The following is a 5,796-nucleotide window of genomic DNA, read 5'->3' on the forward strand; positions in this document are numbered from 1 at the left end:
CGCCGTTCCTTCGCGCCCATCCCTCGCGCCCATGCGGGCCGCGCCCGCCTCCCCGGCCCGCTCGAGCCTTGAGTGTCCAGGACACGCGGACGCGGGGGTGTGGCATCCGCGTGTTGTGGACACTGAAGCTGCCGGGACCCGGGTACCGGATGCCGAGGCGCCTGTCCAGCCGTCCCGTTGCGGCGGGCGCGGCGGGGAGGCTGGCCGCATGGCCACGACACATTTCGACTACCTCATCGTCGGCGGCGGCATGGTCGCCGACAGTGCTGCGCGCGGCATCCGCGAGCTCGACACGAGCGGGTCGATCGGCATCCTGAGCGACGATGTCGACGAGCCCTACACGCGTCCCGCGCTGAGCAAGAAGCTGTGGACCGACGACGAGTTCACCTGGGACAAGGTGCCGCTCGGCACCGCCGACGACACCGGCGCCGACATCCGGTTGCGCACACGTGCCACGGCCGTGCGCCCCGAGGCGCGAGAAGTGGATGCCGCCGGCGAGACGTTCTCGTACGGCAAGCTGCTGCTCGCGACCGGCGGCCACCCCGTGCCCCTCCCCATCGACGACCGCAGCGGGGGCGCGCGCGCACTCACGTTCCGCACGGCCGAGGACTACCGGCACCTCCGCACCCTGTCCGAGGATGTCTCGCGCATCGCTGTCGTCGGCGGCGGCTACATCGGTTCCGAGCTCGCCGCCGCGCTCGTGCAGAACGGCGTCGACACCGTGCTGATCCACACCGGTGCCGTCCTCGGGGACGCGGTGTTCCCGCCCGCACTTGCCGAGCGGTTCGAGAAGCTCTTCCGCGACGCCGGGGTCGAGATCGTCGCCGGCTCGAAGGTCGAAGGGGGAGAGGCGGATGCCGACGGCGTCCGTCTCGCGCTCGAGGGCGGTGACGAGGTGCGCGCCGACGCGGTTGTGAGCGGCCTCGGCATCGACGTCGCCACCGACCTGGCCGAAGCCGCGGGGCTCGCCGTCGAGGATGGGATCGTGGTCGACGCGCAGCTGCGCTCCTCGGCCGACGGCATCTGGGCCGCGGGCGACGTGGCCAGCTACCCCGATCGGCTGCTAGGACGGCGTCGCGTCGAGCACGTCGACAACGCCAACGAGATGGGGCGTGCCGTGGGGCGGAACCTCGCCGGCGCTGGGGAGCCGTACACGCACACGCCGTACTACTACTCGGCGGTGTTCGGCATCCGGTACGAGGCCGTCGGAACCCTGGATTCGTCGCTGGACACCGTGGAGGACTGGATCGACGCCGACCACGGCGTCGTCTACTACCTCGACGACGATCGTGTCGTCGGCGTGCTGCTGTGGAACGTCGAGGACGCCCGTGACGCCGCCCGGGCCGTGCTCGCGGAGGCCGATACCCTCCCGCGCGCCGACCTGGTGGGCCGTATCCGCTGACGTCCAGGCGGCGGCACAACTCCGGTGGCACCGGGCCGCAGATCCGCCCCCGCCGCCTCTCGCGTGCGGTGTGCCGGAGTTGTGCGGGTGCGACCGGGCGAGGCGGGGAGTCTGCGGCGAGGTGGGTGCGACCGGGCGAGGTGTAGAACTCCGGCGATTCGGCATCCAGGCGCCGATTCCGGCGGCAGGCGTGTGACCTGCAGGAGTTGTGCCGGGATGCCAGGGGCGCGGGTTGTGCCGGGATGCCAGGGGCGCGGGTTGTGCCGGGATGCCAGGGGCGCGGGTTGTACCGGGATGCCAGGGGCGCGGGTTGTGCCGGGATGCCAGGGGCGCGGGCGTCAGCCTCAGCCTGGCGCCGTCGCCGTCGACCCGCGCTCGAGCAGCGCGAACGGCAGGGTGCCACGCCGCAGGGCCGGCGCTGCCCCGTCGAGCTCGGCGAGGACCGCCTCGGCGGCGCGCTCGCCCTGGCAGCGGGCGAACTGGTCGACCGTGGTCAGGCCGAACCACCGCCCCAGCTCGTTGCCGTCGACGCCGATGATCGAGATGTCCTCCGGTACGCGCAGCCCGGCCTCGCGCGCGGCCAGGATGGCACCGATCGCCATCTCGTCCGACGCCGCGAAGATGGCGGTCGGGCGCTCGGTGCCGTCGAGCAGGTGCCGAGCGGCGGTCGACGCGCCCTCGATCGTGAAGTCCGCGTCGGCGAACAGCGGCCGTGCGCCCGCGGCATCCATCTCCTCGGCGAAGCCGCGTCGGCGCAGGGCGGGCACGGAAGACCCGGTCACCTCGGGGGAGCCGATGTGGGCGATGCGGCGGTGGCCGAGGTCGAGGAGGTGGCGCGTGGCGAGGCGTCCCACGGCGAGGTCGTCGACCGTGAGGGTCGTCAGGAGCGGGTTCGGGCCCGCGATCGCGACGATCGGCACGCCGAGCCCCCGTAGTGACGCGGCCTCGTCGGCGTCGAGCTCCGGTGCGATCGTGATGATCCCGTCGACGCGACGACGCCGGACGTTGTCGGAGAACACCCGCTGCCGTTCCTCGGCCGCTGCACTGACACCGTAGAGGGTGATGTCGAAGCCTCGGCGCACGAGTCCGTCCGAGATCCCCGCCAGCACGGTGCTGTAGAACCACCGGTCGAGGAACGGCACGATGACCCCGATCGCCCGCGCCCGTCCGGTGGCGAGGGCCGACGCGGCAGCCGAGACCACGTAGCCCAGCTCATCGGCGGCGGTCTGCACGCGCTGGCGGGTGACGGGCGAGACCGGACCTCGACCGCTCAGGGCCCGCGAGACCGTGGCCGTCGACACACCCGCCCGGCGGGCGACTTCGTCGATGCCGACCATGGTCTCGCGGATCCCGGATGCCACGGCTCAGGCCGTGGCGATCCAGACGGTCGTGTCGGTCGGCAGGCGATCGCCGTCGAGCGGGCCGCTCGCGACGAGTACTTCGCCGGAGGGGAGGTCGACGGGAGCGTCACCGAGGTTGGCGACCACGGCGATCGACCCGTTGCGGAATGCCACGACGTCGTCGCCGAACCCGTCGAGCCACTTCAGCGATCCCGCGCCGAGGCCGTGCGCGCGGCGCTCGGCGAGCAGCGAGCGGTACAGCGACAGGGTGGATGCCGGGTCGTCGCGCTGCACGTCGTGTGCGAGCTCCGCCCACTCGGCGGGCTGCGGCAACCAGGCGGCGCCGGTGTCGTTGAAGCCGTAGGCGGGGGCCTCGGCGGTCCACGGGATCGGGACGCGGCAGCCGTCGCGGCCGTAGCGCTCGCCCTCGGTGCGGAACCACGTCGGGTCCTGCCGGGCGTCGTCGGGGAGGTCGATGACCTCGGGCAGGCCGAGCTCCTCACCCTGGTAGAGGTAGGAGGAACCCGGCAGGGCGAGCATCAGAGAGGTCGCGGCCCGCGCGCGGCGCAGCCCCTTCACGGGGTCGGGCTGCCCGGGGGACTTCGGGCCGATACCCGCGCCCTGCGGGTTCTCCGCGGTCAGCGCGAGACGCGAGGCATGCCGGACGACGTCGTGGTTCGACAGCACCCAGGTGCTCGGCGCGCCGACGGCCCCGTAGGCGATGAGCGATTCCTCGATCACGTCGCGCAGGGCCTCGGCATCCCACTTCGTCTCGAGGTACGCGAAGTTGAAGGCCTGGTGCATCTCGTCGGGGCGCACCCACAGCGCGGTCTGCGCGACGGTGGGCAACCACGCCTCGGCGCACAGGGCGCGGTCGCCGTCGTACTCGGCGAGCACCTCGTGCCACTCGCGCCACACGTCGTGGACACCGGGCTGGCCCCAGTACGGAACGCCGGCGGAGTCGCCGCCCATCGAACCGCCCTCGGGGTCGGGCGTGAAGTCGGGGAGACCCTCGGCCTTGATGAGGCCGTGGGCGACGTCGACGCGGAACCCGTCGACCCCGCGGTCCAGCCAGAAGCGCAGGATGTCACGGAATTCCGCCCGCACCTCGGGGTTGGTCCAGTCGAAGTCGGGCTGCGACTCGTCGAAGATGTGCAGGTACCACTGCCCCGGGGTGCCGTCGGCCTCGGTGACCCGCTTCCACATGCCGCCGCCGAACACCGACTCCCAGTTGTTGGGCGGCAGCTCGCCGTTCTCGCCCTTCCCGTCACGGAAGATGTAGCGCCCCCGCTCCGGGCTGCCGGGAGCGGCCGTGAGCGCCTCCTGGAACCACACGTGCTGGTCACTGGAGTGGTTCGGCACCAGGTCGACGATCACCCGGATGCCACGCTCGTGCGCTCCGGCGAGCATCGCGTCGAAGTCGGCGAGCGTGCCGAAGATCGGGTCGACGTCGCGGTAGTCGGCGACGTCGTACCCCGCGTCCTTCTGCGGCGACCGCTGGAAGGGGCTCAGCCAGATGGCATCCACTCCCAGGTCTTTGAGGTCGTCGAGGTGCGCCGTGACGCCGGGCAGATCGCCCAGGCCGTCGCCCGAGGCGTCGGCGAAGGAGCGGGGATAGATCTGGTAGATGACGGCCGTGCGCCACCACTCGGAACCCGGAGCGGACTCGAGTTCGGGACGCGTGTCCTGCTGCGTGAAAGTCATGCGGTCCAACCTACTGCAAGCGCTTGCATAGCGAGAAAGGGCGTCGACACGATCGCAGACTACCGGGGCTGCGTTTCCGCCGTGTCACGAGCCGAACCGCCCGAGGCGCGGCATGCCCGGGTCCCGCGCGTCGGCCCGGCGCATCGTGCCCGGGTCGCGCGGGCGTCGGCGCGGCGTATCGTGCCCGGGTCGCGCGGGCGTCGGCGCGGCGCATGGTGCTCGGGGCGCGCGCGTCGCCCCCTCCAATTTCGGTGTCCAAGACACGCGGATGCCGGACGCCGCCACCCGCGTGTTGTGGACACTGAAGCGCACGCTCGCGTTTTGCGGACGGGCGAGGGTGTCGGCCCGGCGGATCAGCCCAGGGCTGCGTGACTGCCGCGGCGCATGGTGCCCGTGTCGCGCGCGCGTCGGCCCCTCACTTCGGTGTCCAAGACACGCGGATGCCGGGCGCCGCCACCCGCGTGTTGTGGACACTGAAGCGCACGCTCGCGTTTTGCGGACGGGCGAGGGCGACGGGGGTGCGCCAGGGCGCGACCGGCGGGCGACGATTAGGCTGGGGCGGTGCCCGACGCTTCCGCTCTCGCCCGTGCCGAATCGCTGATCGGCAGCATTGCCGACTACCCCGAACCGGGGGTCGTGTTCCGCGACATCACACCGCTGCTGGCGGATGCCGAGGCCCTGCGCGCGACGATCGACGCGCTGCTCGAGCCCTTCGCGGGGCAGTTCGACGTCGTGGCCGGCATCGAGGCGCGCGGCTTCCTGCTCGCCGGAGCCGCAGCCGTGGCGGCCGGCGTTGGGCTCGTGCCGATCCGAAAGGCGGGCAAGCTCCCGCGGCCCGCGGCATCCGTTTCGTATGCACTCGAGTACGGCACCGCCGAGATCGAGATGCACGACGACATCGCCTCGGGTACCCGCGTGCTGCTGCTCGACGACGTCCTGGCCACGGGGGGCACGCTCGAAGCGGGACGCGCGCTCGTCGCCCGGCTCGGCGGTGAGGTCACCGGCACCGCGGTGCTGCTCGAGATCGACGCCCTCGGCGGCCGCGCCGTGTTGGGCGGCGACGTGCACACGGTCTTCCACGCCTGATTCTCGCGCCCGCGGCGCGTGCCGGTTCCTTCGGTGCTGCCGTGTGCGCGGGGTTTTGCGGCGTTGAGTGTCCAGGACACGCGGATGCCGGGCGCCGCCGTCGGCGTGTTGTGGACACTGGAGTGTCGGGGTCCGGCGTTGCGGCGTTGGGTGTCCAGGACACGCGGATGCCGTGTGCTGCCGTCCGCGTGTTTTGGACACTGAAGCCGCCGCCCCCACCGCCGCGCACAACACCGCCCCCGACATCGGGCAAGGGGCGTGCTC

4 protein-coding genes are annotated in these 5,796 nt (G+C 72.4%); 2 read left to right on the forward strand and 2 right to left on the reverse strand.

Annotation, left to right across the window (positions count from 1 at the left end; genetic code table 11):
* Positions 1-208 precede the first annotated feature (208 nt).
* Positions 209-1,402 carry an NAD(P)/FAD-dependent oxidoreductase gene (locus MHY30_RS14895; protein ID WP_239279183.1) on the forward strand — a complete coding sequence of 398 codons (1,194 nt, stop codon included), beginning with the start codon at positions 209-211 and terminating at the stop codon, positions 1,400-1,402.
* A 344-nt stretch (positions 1,403-1,746) separates the two neighbouring features.
* Here MHY30_RS14895 and MHY30_RS14900 read toward each other — a convergent pair whose 3' ends face one another.
* The gene (locus tag MHY30_RS14900; protein ID WP_239279189.1) at positions 1,747-2,739 is read right to left on the reverse strand and encodes a LacI family DNA-binding transcriptional regulator; all 993 of its coding nucleotides are present in this window, start codon (positions 2,737-2,739) and stop codon (positions 1,747-1,749) included.
* A 27-nt stretch (positions 2,740-2,766) separates the two neighbouring features.
* The gene (locus MHY30_RS14905; protein WP_239279185.1) at positions 2,767-4,446 is read right to left on the reverse strand and encodes a glycoside hydrolase family 13 protein; all 1,680 of its coding nucleotides are present in this window, start codon (positions 4,444-4,446) and stop codon (positions 2,767-2,769) included.
* A gap of 561 nt (positions 4,447-5,007) precedes the next feature.
* Here MHY30_RS14905 and MHY30_RS14910 point away from each other — a divergent pair.
* Positions 5,008-5,532 (forward strand): adenine phosphoribosyltransferase, encoded by a 525-nt coding sequence (locus tag MHY30_RS14910; protein WP_239279187.1) that lies wholly within the window; start codon positions 5,008-5,010, stop codon positions 5,530-5,532.
* The last annotated feature ends 264 nt before the right edge of the window (positions 5,533-5,796 follow it).

Origin of the sequence: Microbacterium sp. ACRRU (assembly GCF_022346945.1) — a bacterium.
In the GTDB taxonomy this organism is placed as follows: domain Bacteria; phylum Actinomycetota; class Actinomycetes; order Actinomycetales; family Microbacteriaceae; genus Microbacterium; species Microbacterium mcarthurae.